This is a genomic window from Saprospiraceae bacterium (genome assembly GCA_016709995.1).
Classification (GTDB): domain Bacteria; phylum Bacteroidota; class Bacteroidia; order Chitinophagales; family Saprospiraceae; genus JADJLQ01.
Window position 1 is genome coordinate 792074 of the sequence record JADJLQ010000002.1, and the last position, 22601, is coordinate 814674.

General features: G+C 42.5%; 25 protein-coding genes and 5 pseudogenes. 13 read left to right on the top strand and 17 right to left on the bottom strand.

Annotation, left to right across the window (positions count from 1 at the left end; translation table 11 throughout):
• Positions 1 to 82: 82 nt before the first annotated feature.
• The gene (locus IPJ09_17535; protein ID MBK7373204.1) at positions 83 to 1369 is read right to left on the bottom strand and encodes a DUF1080 domain-containing protein; all 1287 of its coding nucleotides are present in this window, start codon (positions 1367 to 1369) and stop codon (positions 83 to 85) included.
• A gap of 54 nt (positions 1370 to 1423) precedes the next feature.
• Positions 1424 to 2983: a serine hydrolase gene (locus tag IPJ09_17540; GenBank protein ID MBK7373205.1), complete on the bottom strand. Its 1560-nt coding sequence runs from the start codon at positions 2981 to 2983 to the stop codon at positions 1424 to 1426.
• Between the two features lie 288 nt (positions 2984 to 3271).
• On the opposite strand from IPJ09_17540, the gene IPJ09_17545 reads away from it, so the two are divergent.
• A complete protein-coding gene (locus IPJ09_17545; GenBank protein MBK7373206.1) occupies positions 3272 to 3799 on the top strand; it encodes a hypothetical protein in 528 nt (175 codons plus the stop codon).
• A gap of 6 nt (positions 3800 to 3805) precedes the next feature.
• Here IPJ09_17545 and IPJ09_17550 read toward each other — a convergent pair whose 3' ends face one another.
• Genes IPJ09_17550 through IPJ09_17565 form a run of 4 tightly spaced genes read right to left on the bottom strand, consistent with a single transcriptional unit; the run spans position 3806 to position 7875 of the window.
• Positions 3806 to 4840 carry an alkane 1-monooxygenase gene (locus tag IPJ09_17550; protein MBK7373207.1) on the bottom strand — a complete coding sequence of 345 codons (1035 nt, stop codon included), beginning with the start codon at positions 4838 to 4840 and terminating at the stop codon, positions 3806 to 3808.
• Positions 4841 to 4860: 20 nt separating this feature from the next.
• Complete coding sequence (locus tag IPJ09_17555; protein MBK7373208.1) at positions 4861 to 5649, bottom strand: TIGR00266 family protein; 789 nt, start codon at positions 5647 to 5649, stop codon at positions 4861 to 4863.
• Between the two features lie 58 nt (positions 5650 to 5707).
• Complete coding sequence (locus tag IPJ09_17560) at positions 5708 to 6391, bottom strand: response regulator transcription factor (protein ID MBK7373209.1); 684 nt, start codon at positions 6389 to 6391, stop codon at positions 5708 to 5710.
• Entirely contained in the window at positions 6388 to 7875 is a 1488-nt protein-coding gene (locus IPJ09_17565; protein MBK7373210.1) for a HAMP domain-containing histidine kinase, read from the bottom strand. The genes IPJ09_17560 and IPJ09_17565 overlap by 4 nt, the downstream gene beginning before the upstream one ends.
• 146 nt (positions 7876 to 8021) lie before the next feature.
• Between IPJ09_17565 and IPJ09_17570 the strand changes: the two genes are divergently transcribed.
• The 8 genes from IPJ09_17570 to IPJ09_17605 all read left to right on the top strand — a co-directional run bounded on the left by IPJ09_17570 (position 8022) and on the right by IPJ09_17605 (position 11741).
• On the top strand, positions 8022 to 8249 hold the full coding sequence (locus IPJ09_17570; protein MBK7373211.1) for a hypothetical protein: 228 nt from the start codon (positions 8022 to 8024) through the stop codon (positions 8247 to 8249).
• A gap of 121 nt (positions 8250 to 8370) precedes the next feature.
• On the top strand, positions 8371 to 8772 hold the full coding sequence (locus IPJ09_17575) for a GLPGLI family protein (protein ID MBK7373212.1): 402 nt from the start codon (positions 8371 to 8373) through the stop codon (positions 8770 to 8772).
• A 263-nt stretch (positions 8773 to 9035) separates the two neighbouring features.
• Positions 9036 to 9551 (top strand): carboxypeptidase regulatory-like domain-containing protein, encoded by a 516-nt coding sequence (locus IPJ09_17580; GenBank protein ID MBK7373213.1) that lies wholly within the window; start codon positions 9036 to 9038, stop codon positions 9549 to 9551.
• 57 nt (positions 9552 to 9608) lie between these two features.
• Positions 9609 to 9827, top strand: coding sequence for a hypothetical protein (locus IPJ09_17585; protein MBK7373214.1), 219 nt, complete (start codon positions 9609 to 9611; stop codon positions 9825 to 9827).
• Positions 9824 to 10381 (top strand): hypothetical protein, encoded by a 558-nt coding sequence (locus IPJ09_17590; protein MBK7373215.1) that lies wholly within the window; start codon positions 9824 to 9826, stop codon positions 10379 to 10381. The genes IPJ09_17585 and IPJ09_17590 overlap by 4 nt, the downstream gene beginning before the upstream one ends.
• The gene (locus tag IPJ09_17595; protein ID MBK7373216.1) at positions 10378 to 10635 is read left to right on the top strand and encodes a hypothetical protein; all 258 of its coding nucleotides are present in this window, start codon (positions 10378 to 10380) and stop codon (positions 10633 to 10635) included. Before IPJ09_17590 ends, IPJ09_17595 begins: the two co-directional genes overlap by 4 nt.
• Positions 10524 to 10973 (top strand): outer membrane beta-barrel protein, encoded by a 450-nt coding sequence (locus tag IPJ09_17600; GenBank protein MBK7373217.1) that lies wholly within the window; start codon positions 10524 to 10526, stop codon positions 10971 to 10973. Before IPJ09_17595 ends, IPJ09_17600 begins: the two co-directional genes overlap by 112 nt.
• A gap of 159 nt (positions 10974 to 11132) precedes the next feature.
• Entirely contained in the window at positions 11133 to 11741 is a 609-nt protein-coding gene (locus IPJ09_17605; GenBank protein ID MBK7373218.1) for a hypothetical protein, read from the top strand.
• A 441-nt stretch (positions 11742 to 12182) separates the two neighbouring features.
• Here IPJ09_17605 and IPJ09_17610 read toward each other — a convergent pair whose 3' ends face one another.
• Positions 12183 to 12320, bottom strand: a complete 138-nt coding sequence (locus IPJ09_17610; protein ID MBK7373219.1) for a hypothetical protein — start codon at positions 12318 to 12320, stop codon at positions 12183 to 12185.
• 36 nt (positions 12321 to 12356) lie between these two features.
• On the bottom strand, positions 12357 to 12575 hold the full coding sequence (locus IPJ09_17615; protein ID MBK7373220.1) for a hypothetical protein: 219 nt from the start codon (positions 12573 to 12575) through the stop codon (positions 12357 to 12359).
• A gap of 278 nt (positions 12576 to 12853) precedes the next feature.
• On the opposite strand from IPJ09_17615, the pseudogene IPJ09_17620 reads away from it, so the two are divergent.
• Positions 12854 to 13214 (top strand): annotated as a pseudogene (locus IPJ09_17620) (hypothetical protein).
• A gap of 14 nt (positions 13215 to 13228) precedes the next feature.
• Here IPJ09_17620 and proB read toward each other — a convergent pair.
• From proB to IPJ09_17635, 3 genes and pseudogenes are all read right to left on the bottom strand, one after another.
• Positions 13229 to 13980: pseudogene (gene proB / locus IPJ09_17625) on the bottom strand (glutamate 5-kinase).
• Between the two features lie 31 nt (positions 13981 to 14011).
• Positions 14012 to 15208, bottom strand: coding sequence for a glutamate-5-semialdehyde dehydrogenase (locus tag IPJ09_17630; protein MBK7373221.1), 1197 nt, complete (start codon positions 15206 to 15208; stop codon positions 14012 to 14014).
• Between the two features lie 117 nt (positions 15209 to 15325).
• Positions 15326 to 15950, bottom strand: a pseudogene (locus IPJ09_17635) (PhnA domain-containing protein).
• Between the two features lie 185 nt (positions 15951 to 16135).
• On the opposite strand from IPJ09_17635, the pseudogene IPJ09_17640 reads away from it, so the two are divergent.
• Both IPJ09_17640 and IPJ09_17645 read left to right on the top strand, forming a co-directional pair.
• A pseudogene (locus tag IPJ09_17640) lies at positions 16136 to 16497 on the top strand (glyoxalase/bleomycin resistance/extradiol dioxygenase family protein).
• Positions 16498 to 16558: 61 nt separating this feature from the next.
• On the top strand, positions 16559 to 16735 hold the full coding sequence (locus IPJ09_17645; GenBank protein MBK7373222.1) for a hypothetical protein: 177 nt from the start codon (positions 16559 to 16561) through the stop codon (positions 16733 to 16735).
• Positions 16736 to 16806: 71 nt separating this feature from the next.
• On the opposite strand, the gene IPJ09_17650 is transcribed toward IPJ09_17645, so the two are convergent.
• The 5 genes from IPJ09_17650 to IPJ09_17670 form a co-directional block, all read right to left on the bottom strand.
• Positions 16807 to 17571: a cyanophycinase gene (locus tag IPJ09_17650; GenBank protein MBK7373223.1), complete on the bottom strand. Its 765-nt coding sequence runs from the start codon at positions 17569 to 17571 to the stop codon at positions 16807 to 16809.
• A 74-nt stretch (positions 17572 to 17645) separates the two neighbouring features.
• Positions 17646 to 17816, bottom strand: a complete 171-nt coding sequence (locus tag IPJ09_17655) for a hypothetical protein (GenBank protein MBK7373224.1) — start codon at positions 17814 to 17816, stop codon at positions 17646 to 17648.
• Positions 17792 to 18520 carry a serine hydrolase gene (locus IPJ09_17660; GenBank protein ID MBK7373225.1) on the bottom strand — a complete coding sequence of 243 codons (729 nt, stop codon included), beginning with the start codon at positions 18518 to 18520 and terminating at the stop codon, positions 17792 to 17794. The genes IPJ09_17655 and IPJ09_17660 overlap by 25 nt, the downstream gene beginning before the upstream one ends.
• Complete coding sequence (locus IPJ09_17665; GenBank protein MBK7373226.1) at positions 18517 to 18999, bottom strand: serine hydrolase; 483 nt, start codon at positions 18997 to 18999, stop codon at positions 18517 to 18519. Before IPJ09_17665 ends, IPJ09_17660 begins: the two co-directional genes overlap by 4 nt.
• Complete coding sequence (locus IPJ09_17670) at positions 18989 to 19207, bottom strand: hypothetical protein (protein MBK7373227.1); 219 nt, start codon at positions 19205 to 19207, stop codon at positions 18989 to 18991. The genes IPJ09_17665 and IPJ09_17670 overlap by 11 nt, the downstream gene beginning before the upstream one ends.
• A 166-nt stretch (positions 19208 to 19373) precedes the next feature.
• On the opposite strand from IPJ09_17670, the pseudogene IPJ09_17675 reads away from it, so the two are divergent.
• A pseudogene (locus tag IPJ09_17675) lies at positions 19374 to 20152 on the top strand (alpha/beta hydrolase).
• A 23-nt stretch (positions 20153 to 20175) separates the two neighbouring features.
• Here the strand turns inward: IPJ09_17675 and IPJ09_17680 are convergent.
• The gene (locus IPJ09_17680; GenBank protein ID MBK7373228.1) at positions 20176 to 22590 is read right to left on the bottom strand and encodes a TonB-dependent receptor; all 2415 of its coding nucleotides are present in this window, start codon (positions 22588 to 22590) and stop codon (positions 20176 to 20178) included.
• Positions 22591 to 22601: the final 11 nt, after the last annotated feature.

Genomic DNA, 22601 nt, shown 5'->3' on the forward strand with positions numbered 1-22601 from the left:
CTTTATCAAACTTCAAGTTTAAACGTGTTTTCATGACCCTGAGCTGATGAGGATCAGAAAGTTGCCTGCTTAACCTGGATATCTACATAACTCCTTTAGGAACATATAGATCTTTATAAGTCATGCCAGCTGCTTTCAGTACTTCGATCACATACATAGAGGCATCCATTTTAGAAGCAGGAACCAGATTGGCAATAGTGAATCTGCACCCTTTGGCTTTGGCCAGCTTGAGCACTTCGGCAGATGGAGTCCTGGCTTCATTGTCTATCTCTATAGCTACGCTATTCTTTTTAGCCAGATCTATCAGGGCTGAGGCATTTTTAGTCGTGAGGGCTTCTCCATGATGTGACCAGATATTGATTTTGCCGGAAGACAACAAAGCCCTTGCCTCCTTGAGGTCCTTGCTTTCAGCCACGGTGTAATCTTCACTGCCCGGTTGATGGGTATCAATAGTGAGTGCATTTACACGTATCCCTTTGAACACAGGTTGAGCTCCTATATTATTTAGTTCAGCAGCTTGAGCAGGGTCCCTGACGATAGAAACATTGATACCGGATTGATAACAATAGACTACCAGCGCATCTGTACTTAAATCGGTATGCGGATTAAGATCGATGAAGGCAAACTGGCGGCTTTGCAGCACTGCCATACTATCTTGCCAGGGTCCAAATGCTGCGGCTATAGTATTGGAAACTGCATCATCGGGCAATCGTCTGACTTTAAAACTTTTGTACTGCATCTTACTCAGTGAATCATGTCCTTGAAGACAAAAAGTACCGCTGCTCAATTTTTTTCCATTAAAATCATCCGGCTCGGTGTAGTCTACTGTTTTTAGGCCATTGAGCCAGATCTGTACGTGTTTGCCTTCTACCAAAGCACGGGTCTCGTACCATTCATTATCCTCAACAAAAGATTTGTACACATTTCGAATACCGTATAAGCTACCCGCTTTTTTAAGCTCTACGTAATCACCTTCGCCAATATGGCTATTGTTGACCTGGATCTCCATACCTGTTGAAGGCCAGCCTGTCTCCTGGTAATGAGTGTGAAAATAAATACCAGAGTTGGCCAATGGAAAAGTCTTGACCGTGGCAATCAACTCGAAATTTTTAAAACTATCCTTTAATTGATCTCCAACATAAAATAAGTGATTGCGTTTTCCTACTGCTTGTAGCATTCCATCAACCACTGTCCAGGTGCCTACATTTTCTGTTGAGGATTTCCAGCCGGTCATGTCTTTGCCACTGATGAGCTCGACCCACTCCGAATTTGCAGGGGCTGGATCTGCCGTGGCAGGTGCCTTCTCATTTTTGCAAGACAATGCGATAAGGAATGTAAGGAGTAGTATTGAAAAAATATTGATTTTCATGTTATTGTATTTTATTTTTATAAATATCAACAGGCCAACATCCGAAAAAATGCATCAGATTATTCCTGTCAATTTATTTCTGGTTTCTTTTGTATTTGGATTTTTTTCAGCAAGGCTATTCAAAAGTGTCAGTTCAATTCCAGTATTACTTAGACGATTTAAGGTCAATAGATCACCATGGATGCCCTCTGTGTATTTTAATCTAATCTTCAACACATCGTTGCCTTCAGTACCGGCAGTAGCTGCTACCATGGAAGGCACCAGGCTACGGTAATCCCCGGAGAAAGGGTTCAATATTCGTTGACTATTGGATATCCAGGCATTCCAGCCGAAGGGAATAGCTATTTTAGCACCCGCAGAGGCTGATTTGTTCAAAATGATCTCACCGCCTTGATCACTAGTGTTGATTTGAATCGAATGCCATCCCCAGGGATTTTCCTTCAATTGATATGTCTGGTTGTTTAATTCTTTGACCAATGGAGAAGTCGATTCACCTAGTTTCGCATTCAGAGTCAGATTATTACTGAATTGCAGTACCTTTTCTTGCACCGATTTGTCCTTTTTCAGAGGGCCATCTTTGATGCCCGGCAATATATGATCCCAAAGTAAAGTCATTTGTTTCTGCATATCTGTGCTTTCAGAATTGACAGCGATGACGGCATCATACTGGGGCATGACGATACAAAACTGACCAAAGGCTCCATCTCCCCGGTAAAAACCCGGCTTGCATCGCCAAAACTGGTACCCATAGCCCTGGGACCAATCACCATCACCCGGATTGGAAGTTATATGTGAAGTAGTCGCTTCATCTACATAAGCTGAATTGATCAATTGTTTTCCTTGCCATAGTCCTTTGTTTAAATATAACTGACCAAACTTGATGATATCCCGGGTAGTCACCCTCAGGCCATAGCCGGCGACATTGACTCCTTCAGGACTTTCCTCCCAATCAGCCTGGGTGATACCGAGTGGTTTGAAAAGACGGGGAGTGAGATAATCAAACATTTTTTGCCCCGTCACTTTTGTCAGGATAGCACTGCACATATAGCTGGCTCCTGTATTGTACAAAAAATGCGTACCCGGCTCTTTTTCCAATGGTCTGTCAAAAAAAGTCTTTACCCAGGACACTCCTTCTGCTGCACGCATCGGTCCCATGGTGTCCGAAGTATGTCCTGAGGCCATATTGAGCAGATGCCTGATCTCCAGCCTGGCCTGATAGTCTGATACCGACACAGGCAAGTGCTCCGGAAAAAACGAGATGACCTTATCAGTTAGTTTAAATCTGCCTTCCTGCACCGCCATGCCGATGGCTGTACTTGTAAAGCTTTTACTCAATGAATATAAAGTGTGAATATGATCTGGGGTAAATGGATTCCAATAAGCTTCTGAGATGACTTTGCCATGCCGCATCAACATAAATGCGTGGTGCTCCAGACCACTTGCGTTGGCAGCTTGTAAATAATGCAGGATTGCTTCACTGGATACACCCTGGCTCTCAGGCGTTGCAGAGGCCATGCCTTTTTTGGTTTCTAAAAATGGAGTTACTGACGGCAAAACACCAGCACCAAGGATCAAAGCACCTGATTGATTTAAAAAATATCTTCTGGATGACATATCGAATGATTATGGATTAAATATAAGTGTGAATACCCGCATTCATTTATTTCATATTGCAAATAATTGTTGCTTGCTGCTTTTAGCGAAGCTAACTACAACGATTTTATCCCAAAGTATCATCATCCTATGTCAAAGCAGAAAGCGACTTTCTTTGTCAAAATGGCTAAAAAGGGTGTAAACTGATAAAGATATACCCATTACCCTTTTTGAATTTGTCTAACATCCTCCTTTTTTTTTAAATTTAGATTGCTTAATACTATTTTTTAAAAATTGTAAACCTCTATTATGAAAAAGTTAGGAATCGGCGCACTCGTAGGCGGCATCATCTTATTTCTGTGGCAGTTTTTGTCCTGGTCTGTACTCAATGTCCACAGCTCCATGCAGGCCTATACGCCAAAGCAGGACGAAGTACTTAAAGCCCTTAATGAAAACCTGGAGGAAGGCTTTTATTATATGCCTAATACACCTCCCGGGCAAGAACATGAAAATCCTATGGAAGCATATGTCGGTAAACCCTGGGCACAGGTTTATTACCACAAGGCCTATAATGCCAGCATGGGTGCCAATATGGGGCGAGGTCTATTCGTCGACATCATAGCAGTCTTGTTATTGGCATGGTTGCTCCTGAAAATGAACAATACGAATTTTCAGTCGATTCTATTGTCCAGCCTTGCGGTTGGAATGATCGGTTATCTGACCACTGTCTATACCAACTCGATCTGGTTCCAGACGCATACCATGGGTGACTTGATAGATAGTATCGTATCCTGGGGATTGGTAGGTGCCTGGCTGGGATGGTGGCTGAAGCGGTGACAAGGCCTATGGTTGTGTGGGCAATCGTTTATCCATCGTATTAAACCACCATGGTGGAATTAACGACAATAAAATAGAAGCAGGATAACCATGCGCTAGTTTAGGACTGTCAGCCTTAAAGCTCAATCTCTGATAAGGAGTAGTAGCATTGGTATGATGATCTGCATGCCGGGTAAGTTCGTACAGAAATATTCTGCCTAAAGGCTGATCTGCATCCCAGGAAAGTCCGTCATGGATCGGTCCCGGACTACCTTTTTCGTCCACCGTACGCATTAAACCATAATGTTCTATATAGTTGACACATTCCAGAAATAGAAAACCAACGATAGCAATCACCATCGCCATGATCATTGCATAAAATGAAAATAAAACAAAGATGCCAGCCAGATAAACCAAACTGACCAGCAGAAACCAGATCATCAAATTGTGCCTGCCGTAGACAGGTCGATTTATTGATCGCAATCTTTCTTTCTCAAATTGCCAGGCATGCCGGTAGGAGTCTGTAACTGATCTAACCCAAAAACTGTAGATCGGTTCACCCCGCCGGGCTGTAGCCGGATCTTGCGGGGTGGCAATATATCTGTGATGTCCCTTATTATGCTCGATAAAAAAATGCAAATACAATGCAGGCAATAATAAACTCCATGACATCCATCTGTGGTAGGACTCGCGCCGATGCCCCAATTCATGCGCTACATTGATCCCTGCTGTCCCGATGACCAACCCTACGCTGAATATAAATCCGATATGTTCTGCCAAAGTCAGACCAGAAGTATATTGGACCGTATACAAATAATAAAAAACAATAAAATACAGTAAGGGAAGATTGAGATAAAGAAACAAATTGAATAAGACAGGGCTTTCATGGATCGACTCAGGTTTTGCAGGTCTTTTCATTTTATTAAAAAAAAGTCCTTCTATCAGTGGTATCAAAACAAATCCAATATACATAGCCCCGGGGGCTGCCCAACCCTTGAAATACAAACCCGCTATAGCACTCGCCGGAGCGGCATAGGCCAGTAAATATTTCCATTTGGTCATATGCTAATGCCGGTTAAATTTTAAATACCATCTCCGTCCAGTAAATTGCCCAGCCCGCCTAAGATGCTGCCTTCACCTTTTTGTTTAAATCCACCATAAGAGATGATCCTGCTGGCGAGCCGACTGATCGGCAGAGTCTGTACCCACACATATCCGGGCCCTTTAAGAGTAGCGAAAAACAATCCTTCGCCACCGAAAATTGTATTTTTTATTCCCCCAATGAATTCAATACTGTAATGCACCGAAGGTGTGAACGCCACAATACATCCAGTATCAATTTTTAAAGTCTCCCCATGCTTTAATTCCTTTTTCACTACATGACCGCCTGCATGGACAAATGCCATCCCATCTCCTTCAAGTTTTTGCATGATAAATCCCTCGCCTCCAAACAAGCCGGTACCTATCTTGCGTTGAAATTCTATACCCACCTGCACGCCTTTGGCTGCGCATAAAAAAGCATCTTTCTGGCAGATCATTTTACCCCCCAGGGCATACAAGTCTAAGGGAATGATTTTGCCAGGATAAGGAGATGCAAATGAAACACGGTGTTTATTCATACCCATATTGGTAAAAGCGGTCATAAACAAACTTTCCCCGGTGAGAACACGCTTACCTGCGGACATTAACTTTCCGAGAAACCCTTTATCATGATTACGGCCATCCCCAAAGATTGTTTCCATCTGGATGGGTTCGTCCATCATCATAAAAGCTCCGGCTTCAGCGATGGCTGTTTCACTGGGATCCAGCTCGATCTCCACATATTGCATTTCTTCGCCATAGATTTTGTAGTCTATCTCATGATCTTGTATTCCCGACATGTAATTTTTTTTGGCAAAGGTAACAGATTTAGCAGCTTCACCCCACACCTCAATCCACCAATCTATATCCAACTCCTTTTAAAGTAATGATTTGTATTTGTTCATCCTCTTTGAGGTAGTCCCTCAATTTTGTAATGTACACATCGAGATTGCGGGAATTGAAAAAAGAATCATCGCCCCAGATTTTATCAAGGATGTTTTTACGCAGGACGATTTCGTGTTTATTCTCCAGGAGCATGGACATCAGCTCCGTCTCGCGGTGGGACAATCTTTTTGTTTTTTCGTTTAACAACAATTCCTGGCGGCCTTGAAAAAATAGGTATCTGCCTAGGGGGATAAAATCTTGTTTGGAATCTGGATAAGGAGTTTTATTGACAAGTGCCAACAAATTTTTAATCCTGACGATCAATTCTTCCATACTGAACGGTTTGCGGATATAATCGTTGCCTCCGCTGCTAAACCCATCCAGGGCATCTTCCGTTTGATTTTTGGCAGTAAGAAAGATGATGGGTATATTTTTGTCCTGCAGGCGAATGCGTTTACTGACTTCATACCCATCCAGATGAGGGAGCATTACATCCAGCACACAGATGTCAGGTTGGAATTCAGTGAAAGCTGACACAGCATGATCTCCTCTCGTCACTAACCGGACCTCAAATTGGCGACTACTTAAAGTTTCGCTGACTATTTTCGCCAGGTTGGGTTCGTCTTCTACGTACAATAGTCTGATCATCCGGCAGGGAGTATGACATTAAATACAGATCCTTTACCCAGTTCGCTATCGATGGAGATAACACCCCCCATTTCTTTGACGAGGCGCCAGACAAAAGCCAATCCTAAGCCATGCCCTTTGACCGTATGGACATTGCCACGAGGGACCCGATAAAACTTTTCGAAAATTTTTTGCTGATGGTCACTGCCTATTCCGGGGCCATTGTCTTTTACTATGAGTTCTACCTGATCTTGATTCTTATTGATATAGATGTCTATCTGGGGTTCTTCCTTGTCGCTGTATTTTAGAGCATTGTCGAGTAGATTGTAGACGATGCCGGACACCCACTGAGGATCGGCATACAGGCTGATATCAGGCTCGGATTGATGGATCAGAATACGGGTATGTTGCTTTTCAGTCTGCAGCTGCAAGGTCTCTGTGATATTAGTGACCAGTTGTGTAAGAGGGATGATCTCTTTTTGGGCGGCTGGTAAGGCCCGATCGATATTGGACATAGACAGCACCCGATCGACCAGGAGCGATAGTCGATCCAGTTCATTACGGGATATCCTCAGGTAATCATCCCTTTTGGCGACATCATTGATTCCATCAAACTCGTGCAGCGCTTCTAGTGCTACACGCACCGTCGAAATGGGGGTCTTAAGCTCATGAGTCATGTTTTGAATGAAATCACTTTTGGCTTCGAGAAGATTTTTTTCTCTTCTGATCGTTGTGGTCATACTGTAGAATGCCAGGCCCAGGCAAGCCAATAACAGAAGCGCCAAAAAAAATTCCGCCCATAATTTTTTTAATATCAACCAGGGTTCTGGTTGCAGCAACACATCAAATTTTTCATTGGTAGCAAGGTCATGGTAGGTTCCGGCTATATTTTTTTCATTCCAGGAGACCTGACCGGTGTCAGCATATTGATTGAGTGTATAGTGGATGGGTATGCCTGCGCGCTGCAGGTTGAGATCAAACTTTTCCTTTAAACTATCGGAGATATTATTAACAGTGCTGAGTGTTCGGTGGAGAGAATCGATAGACATCCCTTTGTTTACACTGGATCGAAGGATTAGTGAGATGACCCCTTCAGTCTGATGCAGGGAGCGATTGTCTTCAGAGATCTCTCTTTTGATAGTGATGCCCCCTTTTGGGCCAATTTCTTTCTTTTGAGTAAGTATTTTTAAAGGATGTGGTCCGTTGTGGGCTATGGTCTGGTCTTCTTGAGCATTGATCACCATCACCTTGACAGAATCAGCTTTGATATCAGTAGTAAACTCAAATTTATTATTAAAGCTATCAGATCTGAACATCAGTTGATTAATGAGACCACCTTCTATCGAATTGACTGCATTGACAAAAAGATAGCCGACTTCTTTTTTGAGATTTTCTTTTTCCGTTTGGTAGGCTTTGTACAAATAAATAGTCAGGAAAGCCGTGAGCACAATCATGCTGGGCCACATCAGCAAAGAGATCCATCTTTCGTTTATTCGTCTGGGCACGGCACAAAATTAGTCGCAATATTGCAGGGATGTGTATATCATTAACCTTAATTAACCTTGCTTCCACCTTGATTAACCTCAAATCATATTTTGTCTGCCTATGTTTGCACCAGCAATTATTTATAAACATGCTAAATTTTATATCAATGAAAAAAATAAGTGTACTCATTATCGTTCTCTACTTTTCTTATGGCCTGATGGCTCAGACTTCGGGGGTAATCAATTTTACTGAAACCATCAAGCTGCATATGGAGATGCCCGGCCAGGATCCGGAAATGATGAAAAAATACCACAGACACATTCTGTACAAAAGGTTTTATACTTCCAGGGTGGAGAATCGCTGTATAAAAATAATCTGGGCAACCAGGATCTAGAAGTAAATAATAATGATCAGCATGGCGGCGAGATCCGTATGGTGATGAAATCCCCTGAAAATACACTATACGCTGATGTAAAAAATAATGTCATGATCAACTCGCAGGAGTTTTTTGGAAAATTATTTTAATCAACGGTGAAAACAAAAAACAACTTTGGAAAATAACCGGAGAGCAAAAAACGCTGCTGGATTATACTTGTGTCAAAGCGATGTTACAGGACACGACCAATACAGTGGCTTGGTTTACGACAAAACTACCTGCCAATATGGGGCCTAATGGATTTACCGGTTTGCCTGGCATGATCATGATGGTAGATATTGACAACGGGGAGCGCATTTATGTAGCGTCTAAAATTGAACTCCGGGACCTGGCTGAAGGAGAAATGACTAAACCAGAAAAAGGAAAGAAAGTGTCTGGAGAAGAATTTGAAAAAATCAGAAAAGAAAAAATGGAAGAAATGGGTGCGGTACAAGGCAAAGGAGGCACTTTTAAAGTCATGATTCGGGAGGAAAGGAATTAGGAACTTTGTTCGCGCAATAACAATGTAATAGTCGCGCAACGACTTGCCTACCGGCAGGCAGGCACAAAGACGCAAAGTTGAGTTTTACATTCATCGCGCAACGACGCAAAGAGGGATTGTAGCGTAGTAGCATATTAAAACTAAGGCTCTGGTTTTTTGATAGGTGGAAATATCAGTCATAGACATAATCACATTTTATTCACTTCTTATTCCTTTCCATTGAAGTATTCAATATTATTCGGTTTTATTTTTTATCGGCGGCATTGACATCCCAATCACTGGTAGTCAGAGGGGTTTTGCAGGATTCTTCCGGGAACTCCTTGCCTGCTGCTACGGTAATGTTGCTCAGTGCTAAAGATTCTATTATGCAGGAATTCGTGACTTCGGGTGATGATGGTACATTTAAAATACGGGCTGCAAAAAATAAAGACTATGTCCTGCAGGTCTTATTCCTGGGACTGGAGACTTTAAATAAAAATGTCAAGTCGTCAACAGATGATATCGATCTGGGTATCCTCACCTTGCTGCCGTCTGCATCTGCCCTGCCCAATATAGATGTCATCGGTGAGTACGATCTGATGAAAATAGGAAAGGATACTGTAGAATACAATGCCAAAGCTTTTAAAGTCCAACCAGGTGCTGCCGTAGAAGACCTGCTCAAGCGACTCCCGGGCTGGAAGTACAACGTGATGGATCAGTCAAAGCTTATGGTGAAGATGTGCAAAATGTCCTGGTGGATGGCAAAGAATTTTTGGAAAGGACACACGCATCGCTACTAAAAAAATCTGGAGGCGGATGCGGTAGACAAAGTACAGGTCTTTGACAAACGGTCTGACATGGCAGAATTTACCGGGGTGGAAGATGGTCGCGATGAAAAACCATCAATCTTAAACTCAAAGAAAATCGCAAAAATGGACATTTTGGTACTGCAGAGCTGGCAGGCGGAACTCATGATAGGTTCAAGACAAAATTTAACCTCAATAGGTTTGCCCCTAAGGCCCGCACCTCCATCATCGGCCTGGGCAATAATATCAATGATCAGAGTTTTTCGATGAATGATTATATAGATTTTATGGGAGGGCTAGGCTCTTTTATGCAAGGTGGAGGTGGAGGTAGAATGCGTATAGAGGTTGGAGGAGAATCAGGGCTGCCTGTAGGAGGTGGTGCTGTCCAAGGAATACAAAGGTCTATGGCAGGGGGCATCAATATCAATCGAAATATTACCAGCAAGACTGAACTGACAGCAAGCTACCTCCTCAATGAGATGAAAAATGCCCTGGTGAATTCTACAGAAAGGCAAAGTTTGCTTAGCGAGCAATCATACAATAGCAAAGAGGATGAAGATCGGATAAGTAATAACAACGGTCACAATATCACTTTCAGGCTCAAATCAAAGCTGGATTCATTTCAAAACCTGATCATTCGGGGCAACGGGGGTTGGAGCGCCAATAAATACAACAGTGACTTGCAGAATCTTACCTTTCTGACAGCAAATATGCCCGTCAACCAAAGTGCAAGACAATACCTGGCCAATGGGAATGGATTTAATTTTACCACCTCGCTCACCTGGCAGCGCAGATTTAAAAGTCGGGTCGTTCCCTGGTATTGAGTACTTCAGGTAGGTTTGGCAATACGGACAGGGATGGCTATCTGGATGCGATCAATCAATATTTTATTGGTAGTATATATGCAGACACTATACTTCAAAATCAACTTTATACAGATCGGGGAAACCAATATGATGGAAGAATATCCTATACCGAGCCTCTTGGCAAAAAACAATACCTGAGTGGAACGCATATGCAGCCAACAGCAGGAACAAAACCAATACAGATTTCTATGATATCATCGATCCGGGGATAGAGATCAGAAATGAATTATTATCTAACAATTACAATCGCGGGTATACTGTGTATAATACCGGAGTGCGAATGATCAAAAACCGCAGTAAGTATTATTTGTCCTATGGAGTGAGTCTTCAACATGCTGCACTAAATGGGGAAGTATTGAATAATGAAAACCCAATTACAGTGGGTTTCACCCGCCTGCTGCCGGAGGCCAATCTCAATTACGAATTTGGCACTGCTCATCACCTCAACTTTGATTATTCTACCAGGGTACAAGAACCCTCTTTGCAGCAGTTGCAACCTACGAGTAACAATTCAGATCCACTCAATATCTGTGGGCAATCCTTCCCTTAGACCAGAGTATGTTCATTCATTCAATACTTCGTATTTTCGCTACAACCAGTTTTCTTTTACTTCTTTTTCGGCAATCTTGGATACAATTATACCCGAAATAGAATCACTGACCTGATCGAGGTAGACTCTCTGTATCGTCGCACCATACAGCCTGTCAATGTGAAAGATGAAAAAGCGATGCGTGGCAATATCGAATTCAGTACGCCCATCAAGCCATTAAAAATAGTATCTAAGATCAGACTTCGGTCTCAATTGGCCAAGAGTATTCTTTTCGTCAATAGCGAAAAAAACAGGGTCAATCGATTTGGCAATGCGGTGACTTTTTCTTTGGAGAACAGGAGAAAAGAAAAAGTGGACGCCCTGGCTGGAATCAAGCTGAGTGGTAACACTGCTGAATACTCCATACAAAAGAGTCTAAATCAAAAATATAAAGAGACAAATCTTTTTGGTGAGCTCACTTACACTCCCAATACCCATTGGTCATTACATTCGGAGTATGATTATATTTCATACTCACAATCCAGCCAGCCTGATAAATTGGTGGTGCCTCTTTGGAAAGCCAGTCTCACCCGTTATGTGGGCAAAGATCAAAGGCTAAAAGTCATCGCCACGGTGTTTGACATCCTGGATCGCAACAAAGGGATCAGCAGAAGTAGCCAACTCAATTACCTGGAGACCCAGCGAACCAATGCACTCGGCAGATACTATATGTTGGGGCTGGCCTATTCGATCAGGGATTTAAGAAAGCCGAAGGTGGTATTCATATAGAAATCAATGATCGCGATGATCATAGGTAATACAAAAAAATGATTTAGAGTAAGCTTAGATGTGGTCGGTCTTTTAATCCGGGTCGACTGCATTTTTAACTCTCCGGTTAAAATTAATCCGAGATCGTTCATTTGAATTTCTATGAACGATCTGATGATTGATTTTGAATGAATTGTGAATTTATTGATGAAAGAATTCATTTCATAATCAATATCAGGATTAACCTCTGATGGAGTGACTGATGGTTCTATCAGTATCCCAATATTCATCATCGGGATCCGGAGGATAAAAAATTCATCCCTAATGAATTTTTTGGGTTAATAACACGTAGTGCGTGTCGAATCACAGTTAAGTCGATCCTGGTCCAGCTATCGGAAGAAGTAGTATACACGAGGGGCACAAGGTTGCATCCAACACGTAAGCGCATCAATGATAATTTTTTCACCTGATATACTGGGCTCCATTGCACCGGGTATTTTGAATTGGCAAAGAAGATTTTTTGCTCCATAGGTCTGCGCTCAGATCAAAAGAATACCAATCATTTAAATCCGGAAGTGGTTGCGCCGTGCTCAATCCCATATACAAAAGGTTAGGAATAAAATACCATCATGGGCGCTAACCGGTCAGCTCCGGGAAAATCAGCTTTGGGTATCCATTGAGTAATGGTACTATCATACAACCAAAAATCTGTAGGAAAGTTTGGATACACCGTATGACTAAAATAATGATACGATTTGGATTTGATTTTAACTCTACGGACCCGACCCTGGTAATGTCTTCCTGCAGTGGGAGGGTATGATCATAAATCTCTATACCTGGTTCGTTTTTTTGCACAAGACCCACAAAAAGGATTAAAAGAAGAAAACTAAAGATCTGATAGTCATGTCATAACGATTGAGTACATCAAAATTAACGAAATTAAGATTAAACTAGTTGTGCCTAATGTGCAGTGTCGAACCAAAATCGAATTGGAATCAGACCTCCGTAATACATGACCTTAGGGGTTGAAAAAAGGTGAGTCCATACTTTTGATTAATATTTATCTTTCGCAAAAAATCAGGCAAATGTCTCCGAATCCAGTTTATTACTCAATTCCATCTCAACTGCGTCGTATGGAAAATATGCATATCCTTTTTTGGTTGCTCAAGGATATATCCTGGTGTCTCAATTTTAAAGTGTTGGGGGGTACTCATGATCATACCGACGCTTTCTGTAGCTATCTATATTACCATTAAAAACAAAGAATACAAGTCTGAATTGGCCCATAACCTGGCAGTGATATTCTGGATAGCAGCCAATAGTACCTGGATGATCTGTGAGTTTACCGGCATCGATGAGACGCCGATCATTGGTGGCTTCGATGGCAGGCACCTGGCTTTGATACCCTTCAGTATAGGATTATTTATTTTATTGTATTACTATATTTTTCTACGGCACAAAGAAAAGAGTGAGGATCATCCACTCACTATGTGATTTTGCTTCATGGATTATTTTACGGCGAATGCAGTAAATGCTATCTCTCCATTTAAGGCTTTGACTGCAAATCCATCATAACCCCCATTGACGATCCACATCTCTATGCTGTGTTCACCACAGATACGGGCAGCTTCTATTTTTGACTTGATACCACCGGTCCCCAGCGAAGATACACTACTCCCGTTTTGAAGGTGTTCGATAGCCTGAATATCGGTCACAGTGTGGATGAGTTGAGCAGAGGCATTGGATTTTGGGTCAGCATCATACACTCCATCAATATCAGAAGCCAAAATCAATAGATCTGCTTTGAGCAAGACTGCTGTGAGTGCCCCAAGTTTGTCATTGTCCCCAAATTTGATTTCGTCGGTGGCAATGGTGTCGTTTTCATTGATGATAGGGATATATCCATTCTCCAGCAAGGTATTGATGGTGGCCAGGGTATTGGATCTCGATAGTTCGTTTTCAAAGTCCCGGTACGTGAGTAAGCACTGGCCTATCTTGATGCTATAGTCATTGAACACCTCCTGGTAAAATCGCATCAGCACCGGCTGACCTATGGCAGCCAGGGCTTGTTTGACCGCTACGGGATTGCCACGATTGAGCTCGATATAGTGTTTAGCGGCAGCAATGGCTCCAGAAGTGACGATCACAATCTCGTTTTGGTCATTGAGATCATTGATCTGCCTGGCGATATCTTCCAGTTTCCCCTGGAGATCTTGTCAGTACCTCTAGTCAGTGTCGTACTGCCCAGTTTGATGACTATTCTTCTTTTTCATCTCCTTTTATATAATATTTTAGTATCTGACCTGGCCCTGACCATAGACATACCATTTATTAGTCACCAGATGATCGAGTCCGAGCGGCCCCCGATGGTGCAGTTTGTCAGTACTGATAGCGAGCTCTGCTCCAAGTCCAAACTGACCACCATCCGTATATCTGGAAGAAGCATTGTGTATGACAGAGGCAGCATCGATCGATTCCATAAATTTTGTAGCAACCTCACTGTCATTCGACACAATTACAGCAGTGTGTCCGCCGGAATAAGTATTGATTTTTGCTATGGCATCCTCCAGACCATCGACGAGCGAAAACATGATTTTTTTGGCCAAAAACTCTTCGTACCATATATTTTCGCCTTGTACGATAGTCAGATTGGATTGGAGCGCCTTATCTTCCAAAGTCTTATCGACCAGGACCTCACATTCAACTGCATGTAACTTGTCTATCAGGCGGGTGATAATAATACCGTGTTGCGGGTGATTTCGGTCAAACAAAACTTTATCAGTAGCATTGCATACACTGATTTTATGCATTTTGGAGTTAATTACAATCTCTATCGCCATATCGATGTCAGCATCTTCATGAATGTATACAAAGTTATTACCGCGTCCACTCACCAATACCGGTGCCGTGGAAAGTGACCGGACCATCTCTATCAGGGCATCTCCACCTCTTGGCACCACCAGATCTATCCTGGTCCCGGAGGTTTTGAGTAGTTCTGAAGTTTGCTCCCGGGTGTAGTCGAGGTATTGGATCTTATCCGTATTGATATCGTAGGCACTCAGCGATTCGTGCCACAGTGCGACCAGATATAGATTGGAGCTGCGGGCCTCTTTACCTCCTTTGAGCAGGATCGTATTGTCTGCCTTAAATGCCAGGGCTGCTGCCTCAATCGTAACATCCGGCCTGGATTCGTAGATGATCAGGATCGTCCCGAAAGGCGCTGTCCTATTTACGATCCGCATACCTTGCGGATGATGAAACTCATACCTATCCCGGCCAATAGGGTCTGGCTGCATAATGGTATCCTGCAGCGACCTGATCATAGACTCGACCTTTTTATCATCTATTTTGAGGCGATCATACATGGCCAGGTCAGCTGGGTCCGCCTGAGCCAAGTCCTCGATATTGGAGGCTATAAGCTGTACTCGCCGCTGATCTATCAACCGCGCCATATGCGACAGTACTTTATTTTTTAAGTCAGTGGTCATTATTGTTTTTTCTATAGGGAGGGCAAAATTAATGGATCATACGGGTATTCTGAACACTATAATTGCTAAAACAATGCCATATTGTGCAGTTCATGATCATATAATTAATTATGGATATCATGATTTATTGCCTGCACAAAGGCAACGGTATCGAAATAAAACTGGCCGGTTTAACCTGACTTTTTTAACATATTTGGTCAGTATGACGATATTCTGATCATTTACCCGACCTTCGATCTGTTCAGGATTGCCATTGACTAAGGTGATCCTTCGTACAGCAGTACCTCTTTTGGCAGTAAAATTGGCCCCTTTTACATTTAGGTCCTGGATGAGCACAACGGTATCTCCTTGTTGCAGTACCTGCCCATTGGCATCTTTGTGCACTTCATCTACTACTCCGGTATCAGTATCGTCAGCCCATTCAACGACCATAATATCCGGATCTATCATGCCCAGGGTGTCTTGTGCCCAGGCCTGATCAGTCAGTTTACGAAGTAATCTTAGTGATACGACCTGAACGGCGGGAGTCAGGCTCCAGATACTTTCATTGAGACATCGCCAGTGGATAGGATCCAGCTGATCCTGGTTTTCCAATTGGCCCAGGCAAGTCTCACAGACTACTACCTGGTGATCGGTTAGGTGCCTGATTTAGGGGCACGGTATAGGCAGAGAGAAAGGAGGTGCCACCACAGAGTTCACATGTAGATTCACTGCGGGTCGATAATTCGGTGGATAGTTGCATGGGGGCAAAGATAGGTTTTGGCGGTGGTTTATTGGAGGGCAACCACGGTTTATCTCAGTCGGAGTAAATCAGCTCCTGAACAGTACTCCCATCAGGCTGACCAAGTCGCGGTGAACCCGATCGAATAAAGACATGATGTAGAGAACCACAACTCCCAAAACAACAAATATGCATAACTTTCAACAATGAAATCATCTATCGTACAAATCACGCCCGTCCTTCCAAGCCAGAATATCGATCGCGATGTATTATGGTATCGTGATAGGGTAGGGTTTGACCTGATTTTTAAAGATACTATGTATGCAGTGCTGGTGAGAGACGGGATGCATATACACCTCCAGTGGCATGCCAATACTTTGGAAGACCCACTACTGGGTGGATCAGTGATCAGGATCTTCGTAAAAAATATCGAACCCATATTTGAAGAATTCGTATTAAGGAATACCGTGGGTCGGGATCGTCTTAGATTAGCTACTCCCTGGAATACCAATGAGTTTGGTTTTATGATCTAAACAATAATGCAGTTTTCATCGTAGAGGATCTTTGACAAAGTTGATTTGATGTTGAAAATTTAAATCCATGGAAAAAATAGCCTGTATAAAAAAATCGTGAACTACTATCCGGACCTTGAGGTCAAAAGTGCTACGATGTCGTATACCGCTTTTCATGGCCATAAGTTTAGTTTTTATGCCCGGGACCTATTGCATCTCAGACTGTCACGATCGGACAAGACGCCTTCATCAAAAAACATAAAACTAATTTATCCGTACAGCATAGAGTTGTGATGAAAGAATATGTCATGTTGCCGGTCACTGTATTTACTAACGATATATTGATGGATTAGTAATAGGAGTGTCTATAACTTAAATCTATCGCCTTCAGTCAGAATACTTAAAGTTGCTTTTTCCATGCGCAATTTCTTGTCTTTGGAGTAGGTAGTCCCACGAGGATTTTTCATTACGATCACCTGGCTTTCACCATATACCCTGGCAGTATGGCCTTTGACCAAAATAGCGGTTTCCTCATCTATGCCAATACACGTTTTGCCAGGATATTGATTTAATACAGTGAGCAGGCGATTGTATCGGCTTCTTTTTACAAAATGTTGATCGATGATAGCGCTGGTTAGTAGACCCAATCCTTGTGCGATCTGTATATTGTCCCTGACCATACGATCGACAGCTCCGGAGTATAGCGTATCCGCTCTCCATTGTTCGCCGGTGATCATCTCCCGGCTCATCACAGCAGCTCCTGCACTCGTGCCTGCGATCATAGCACCCCGATCATAAGCTTCATGTATCGCAGTATATATCGGTGTATTCAGGACGACATCCATAAATCTGCTTTGTACACCTCCTGTGATAAAAATCAACTTTGCCGATCGGAGCGAATCCAACATGGTTTTGTCCTGGGCATTTTCCTTGGCAAACTGCAGTTTGGCGATCACTTGCTGACAAAATGGCTGTAGATCTTGCAGGATATAATAATACGAAGTATCGGGATCAGCACTGGACATCGTGAGAATAACAATATGATCCCGGGATGATAATTCAGCAGCATCTATCATGGTCCTCATCAGGAAGGTGGCCTGTCTCCCCACCGATAATAAAAAGGCTGCCATGCTGAGCCCACACTTCCATTTGTAAGAGAAGGAGGGTGTTTAAAATGAATATCGTTTTCAATTTCATAAAAATATTATTCTTCTTTTGACAGTCTGAGTTCTTGTATAAGCGGGGGATTCTCAGGGCTCAGGGTATAAAACACCAGGAGACTGCCTTGCTCACCATGGATCTTAAATGTACCCCTTAACTGATTTTCAGGAACTACCTCATCGATAGATTTTATCTGACCGATATCGTCAAACATAGATCGGTGGCTGGTCCTAAGCTGTTCCAATCCATAGTCGGGAAAAAGTTTTCGGCAAAAATGTTCGTAGTGCCATGACCATATTTAGCAACCTTAGTATCCGTCCAATCCGGTATGATGTCCAGAATTTCTTTTTTTCGTTGCAGCAGGATATCAGAGGGAGGGATGGCAAAAGGTTTTAGACCAGCTCCCTTGATCAAAGTATCCAAAATTTGAAGATTTATGCCTCCCAGACCGGCATAAGTCAAATTGGCAAAGGAGATTACGCCCAGCCCATACTCCGGCAGCATGTGCCATTGACTGCCAAAACCGGGCAATCCACCACTGTGCCCGATATAAACTCTACCCTCACAATCCATCATCCATCCCAAGCCACAGAAATAGGTCGATACCACCGCACAGGGGCGTCCGCTGGCATATTTAAAATTTGGATTTAACCCACTAAAATTGCCAGGCATCTGCATCTCCCGAAGGGTACTCCTCCTGAGGACACTATGCTCGGGCCCGGATCTTGGCGGCCAGGCTGATTGGTGAAAAGCCACATATTTTGAAAAATCTTCAATAGAAGTGATCAATCCTCCCATAGCACCATACGAGCCGTGGTGCAAGAGTGGTTCCTCTGCCCACTGACCACCTGTGCTCCGATAACCGTGAGCCAATTTATCGGCGGGCACTTTGGTATACTCCCATTCCGTATGGGTCATGCCCAATGGCAGGAAGATTTTTCTTTGGTATAGGCTTCGAGCGTTTTGCCAGACACTTTTTCTACGATCTGGCCCAGCAGGGCAAATCCGGTGTTGCTATACTCAAAAGTGATGCCGGGTACATTAGAAAAATACGTTCCCTGCTGGATCAAATCGACCAGGTCACTATTTTTATCCTCCAATTGACGATCACCCCAGGGATTGTCCTCCGGAAAGCCAGCTCCATGTGTCAACAGATGCCTGATCGTGATAGCTGGTGCATCGGTCGTGAGCAGCTTGTCCTGTTTGAGATAAGGCAGGTATTTTGAAGCAGGATCATCCAAATGAAGCGCTCCTGCATCCCTCAACTGCATGATAGCCATAGCGGTTATACTTTTACTCATGGACGCAATGCGATACATCGAGTGGATATCTGAGGGAATATTCTTGTCTAATTGTATACTGCCGACATGGCCAGAGTAGACTATTTTACCATCCAATAGAACACCATAGGAGAGTGATGGAAAATTTCTTGCCTTTGCGTAATTTTTTGTAGAGGCTGTCTATCAGAGGTAGCATCTTCTGTATATGCGCCAGTCGATCTGCATCATTATATACAGGTACCTTGTAGGATTGATTAGTCTGAGCCTCAAGATTTGCGATCAAATATAAGAGGCTGAGCAAACTATAAACAAATTTTTTAAGCATAATCCCTTAATTTTAAATGAATGAAATTAGTCAAATCCTTTAAATCCCTTCACAGGACCCTTCTAATTAATAAAATTTATAAAGCCCGAAAATTTTGAATGCCATACTCGTTTAATTATCTTCGTCGTTTATAACATTAAAGCGATCGTCTGTGGAAGCAAGAGTAATGGACTACGAAGTGCAATATGATCATGGGTTCAAATACATTGAGACGAACCCTGGCAAGCCTGTATTGCTATTACTGCATGGGTTATTTGGAGCCTTGAGCAATTTCAAAGGCATCCTTCATCACTTTGATCAAAAACTCAATGTTGTAGTACCTATCCTGCCGATATTTGAATTACCCATCACAGAAGTGTCTCTCGAAGGCCTTGTACAGCATGTCAAAGAATTTACTGATTTTAAGGAATTTTTATCCGTAGATCTCCTGGGTAATTCCCTTGGAGGTCATCTTGCTATACTCTATACGCTGAAGTATCCTGAGCAGGTAAGATCTCTTACGCTCACCGGTAGTTCTGGGCTTTTCGAGTCCGCTATGGGTACTACTTTTCCTAAACGGGGCGATTACGAATTCATCAAAAACAAAACGGAGCTTACATTTTATGACCCCGCCAATGCTGACAAAGAATTGGTCGACGAGGTCTTTAATATCGTCAATGACCGTATGAAAGGTCTCCGCATCGTGCTCACTGCCAAAAAAGTGCTATGCGCAACAATGTAGAAGATAAAGTATCTAATATCACTATACCCACATTATTGGTGTGGGGCAAAGAGGACAATATCACTCCAGCTTTTGTAGGTGAGCGATTTAAAGAATTAATACCTAACTCGGAGCTGGTGGTGGTAGAAAAATGTGGCCATGCACCTATGATGGAGCATCCTGAGTTATTTAACCAGACTCTGGAAAAATTTCTCCACAAAGTGCATGAGGCTGCATATGGATGAGCTACTGCACCTCTCCTTGCCTTTTACTGATTGACTCTTCCTCTTTCTTCTTCAGATCCTGTCTTGCGGTCTCTTGAGGATTTGACCTGGCTTCTTCCAAAATTTCTGGAATAGGTTAGCGTGAAAGTTCGATTGCTAAAGTCAAAGCTATTATCGGTCTCAAATCCTTCTCCCTCGATATTGGTACCACCCTTAAATATGATAGATTCGAAGATATCATTGACAGAAAATTTCAGTGAGCCCCACTTATCACCTAAGGATTTTTGGACACCGGCATTGATGCCATAAAATCCTTTGTATCGGGCTATGCCAAAAAATCCGGGACTATTATAAAATCCGGAAAGTTCAGCATTGAATGAACTGGATAACTTAAAAGCATGTATAGAGTTTAATGAATAATTACCCAGAGATATTTGGAGCGGCTTTGCATCTCGTGTGGCACGGACAGTTTGATATACCAGGCTGAAGTTGTTTTGAGTTTTCCAGAAGGGTGCTATTTGAATAGGCATTCCTACAGTGGCCGAATAGGTCTTGGTATAGTCCAGGTTGGAGGCTTCAAAGATCAATCTCCCGGTAGCCTTATCAATGCGCTCTTGAAAGCTTGCTATCGGAGAGGATTGGTGAGTGTATTGAAGGGAGAGAAAATATGAAGCATAAGTAATATCATATTTAAAATTATTACTGATCGCCGGCTGCAGTGCAGCATTGCCTGCCAAAAAAGTAGTTGGGTCCAGCAATATCACGAAAGGCGCCAGGTCATTGAATGTCGGCCTAGTAATGCGCTTTGAATAGGACCAATTCATATTGACATTTTTATTGATTTTTCTATTCAAAAATATGGTGGGAAATATTTTTCCGTAATTGCGATCGACCACTTTCCCCTCTTTGTCTGTCTCCAACTCCGAATCAGTCTGTTCAAATCGCAGTCCTGCTTTTAAGGTGGTAGCGGCATCTAATGAAATATCCATAGCAGAATATATCGCGTAGATCTTTTCATCCAGGATACTGTTATTTGTAAGATCAATATCATTTACCCAGGTACCGTTTATAAAATTATTGACTTCTACATCATTATTAAAGGTAGATACAGTAGCCTTGACTCCAAGTTCGAGATTGACTTTGTCAGATAGTTTGTTGGCATAATCCCAATTACCCACAAAGGTGTTGATGGGAGTTAACTTGGTACTATTGGCCAGATCAGTTCTGATGAAGTTGTAGTGCTCATCAAAGATGCTATTGTTATAGTCATTGGGATTGTCATCTTTATAATATAGGTAATCCAGGTTGAGCGTCCAAAAAGCCGATTTAGAGACATTTTGTTTGACATTGATATTAGCACCCGCGTGTTGCCACAGATTTACTTCATCATTCATCAACTCTATAAATTGGGTTGATACATTATTTTTAGCAGCTGTATTTTGATTGAAGGCGTTCATGGACCATCGATTGTCGTAGGTATTGAACAGTACTCCAAGGATCGTTTTATCGGACAGTTCATAGTCCAGACCTATTCGGACATTGTGATTTCGTTGTACTGCATCGCGTTCTGTCGTAGTCAAATTTGAAAAGACATTCCCTCCACTGAATACTTTCCTGCTGGCCAAAAATTGCTGAATTTTATTATCGGTTAGAAAGGAATAGCTGCCAAACAGATTGACCTTATCCTTTCGGTAGTTAAAATTGATATTGTCTGAATTGATAAACCCAAGCCCATAACCAACAGAAAATGCGTACGAGCCATTGAGGCCTATATCCATTCGTTTTTTCAATACTACATTAATAAAACCTGCATTGCCTTCGGCATCATAATTTGAGGGTGGTGTAGTCAGGAGTTCGATGGATTCAATACTGTTCCCCGCCATCCCCTGTAATAATTGTACCATGGCATTAGTTGGGATATTACTGTTTTTGCCATTGATGAGCAATACAACGCCTTCCTTACCTACAAGAGAGATGGTATTGTTTTGCCGGTTGATCACTACCCCGGGCGAGCGTTCTAATATTTCAAGTGCCGTACCCCCAACTGATATGATGCTGTTTTCAATATTGATGACCAACCGATCTACTTTATGGGTATAGAGTGGTTTTCGCTCTACGATGACTACTTCTGCAAGCGCTTCCTGTTCTGACATTTTTATTGGTTCTAGTTCGACATCTTTGGTCAATAGCAGGGGTTCACTGTAACTTGAAGCAAAACCTACCATGCTGGTCAACACTCTATAAGTGCCATGAGGAATATCAGAAAAAATAAATTTTCCGGAATCTTCTGATACGGCACCTTTGACAAAACTTGAATCAAGACTTTTGAGTAAAATGATACTGGCATAGCTGAGAGGCCCACCATCAGAGCCGCTTATTTGACCGCTGACACGATACAGGGATTGCCCTGTCAATGCAAATGAAAATGCAATTAAAAATAAGGGTAATACTAATTTCATATAAGTGGAGA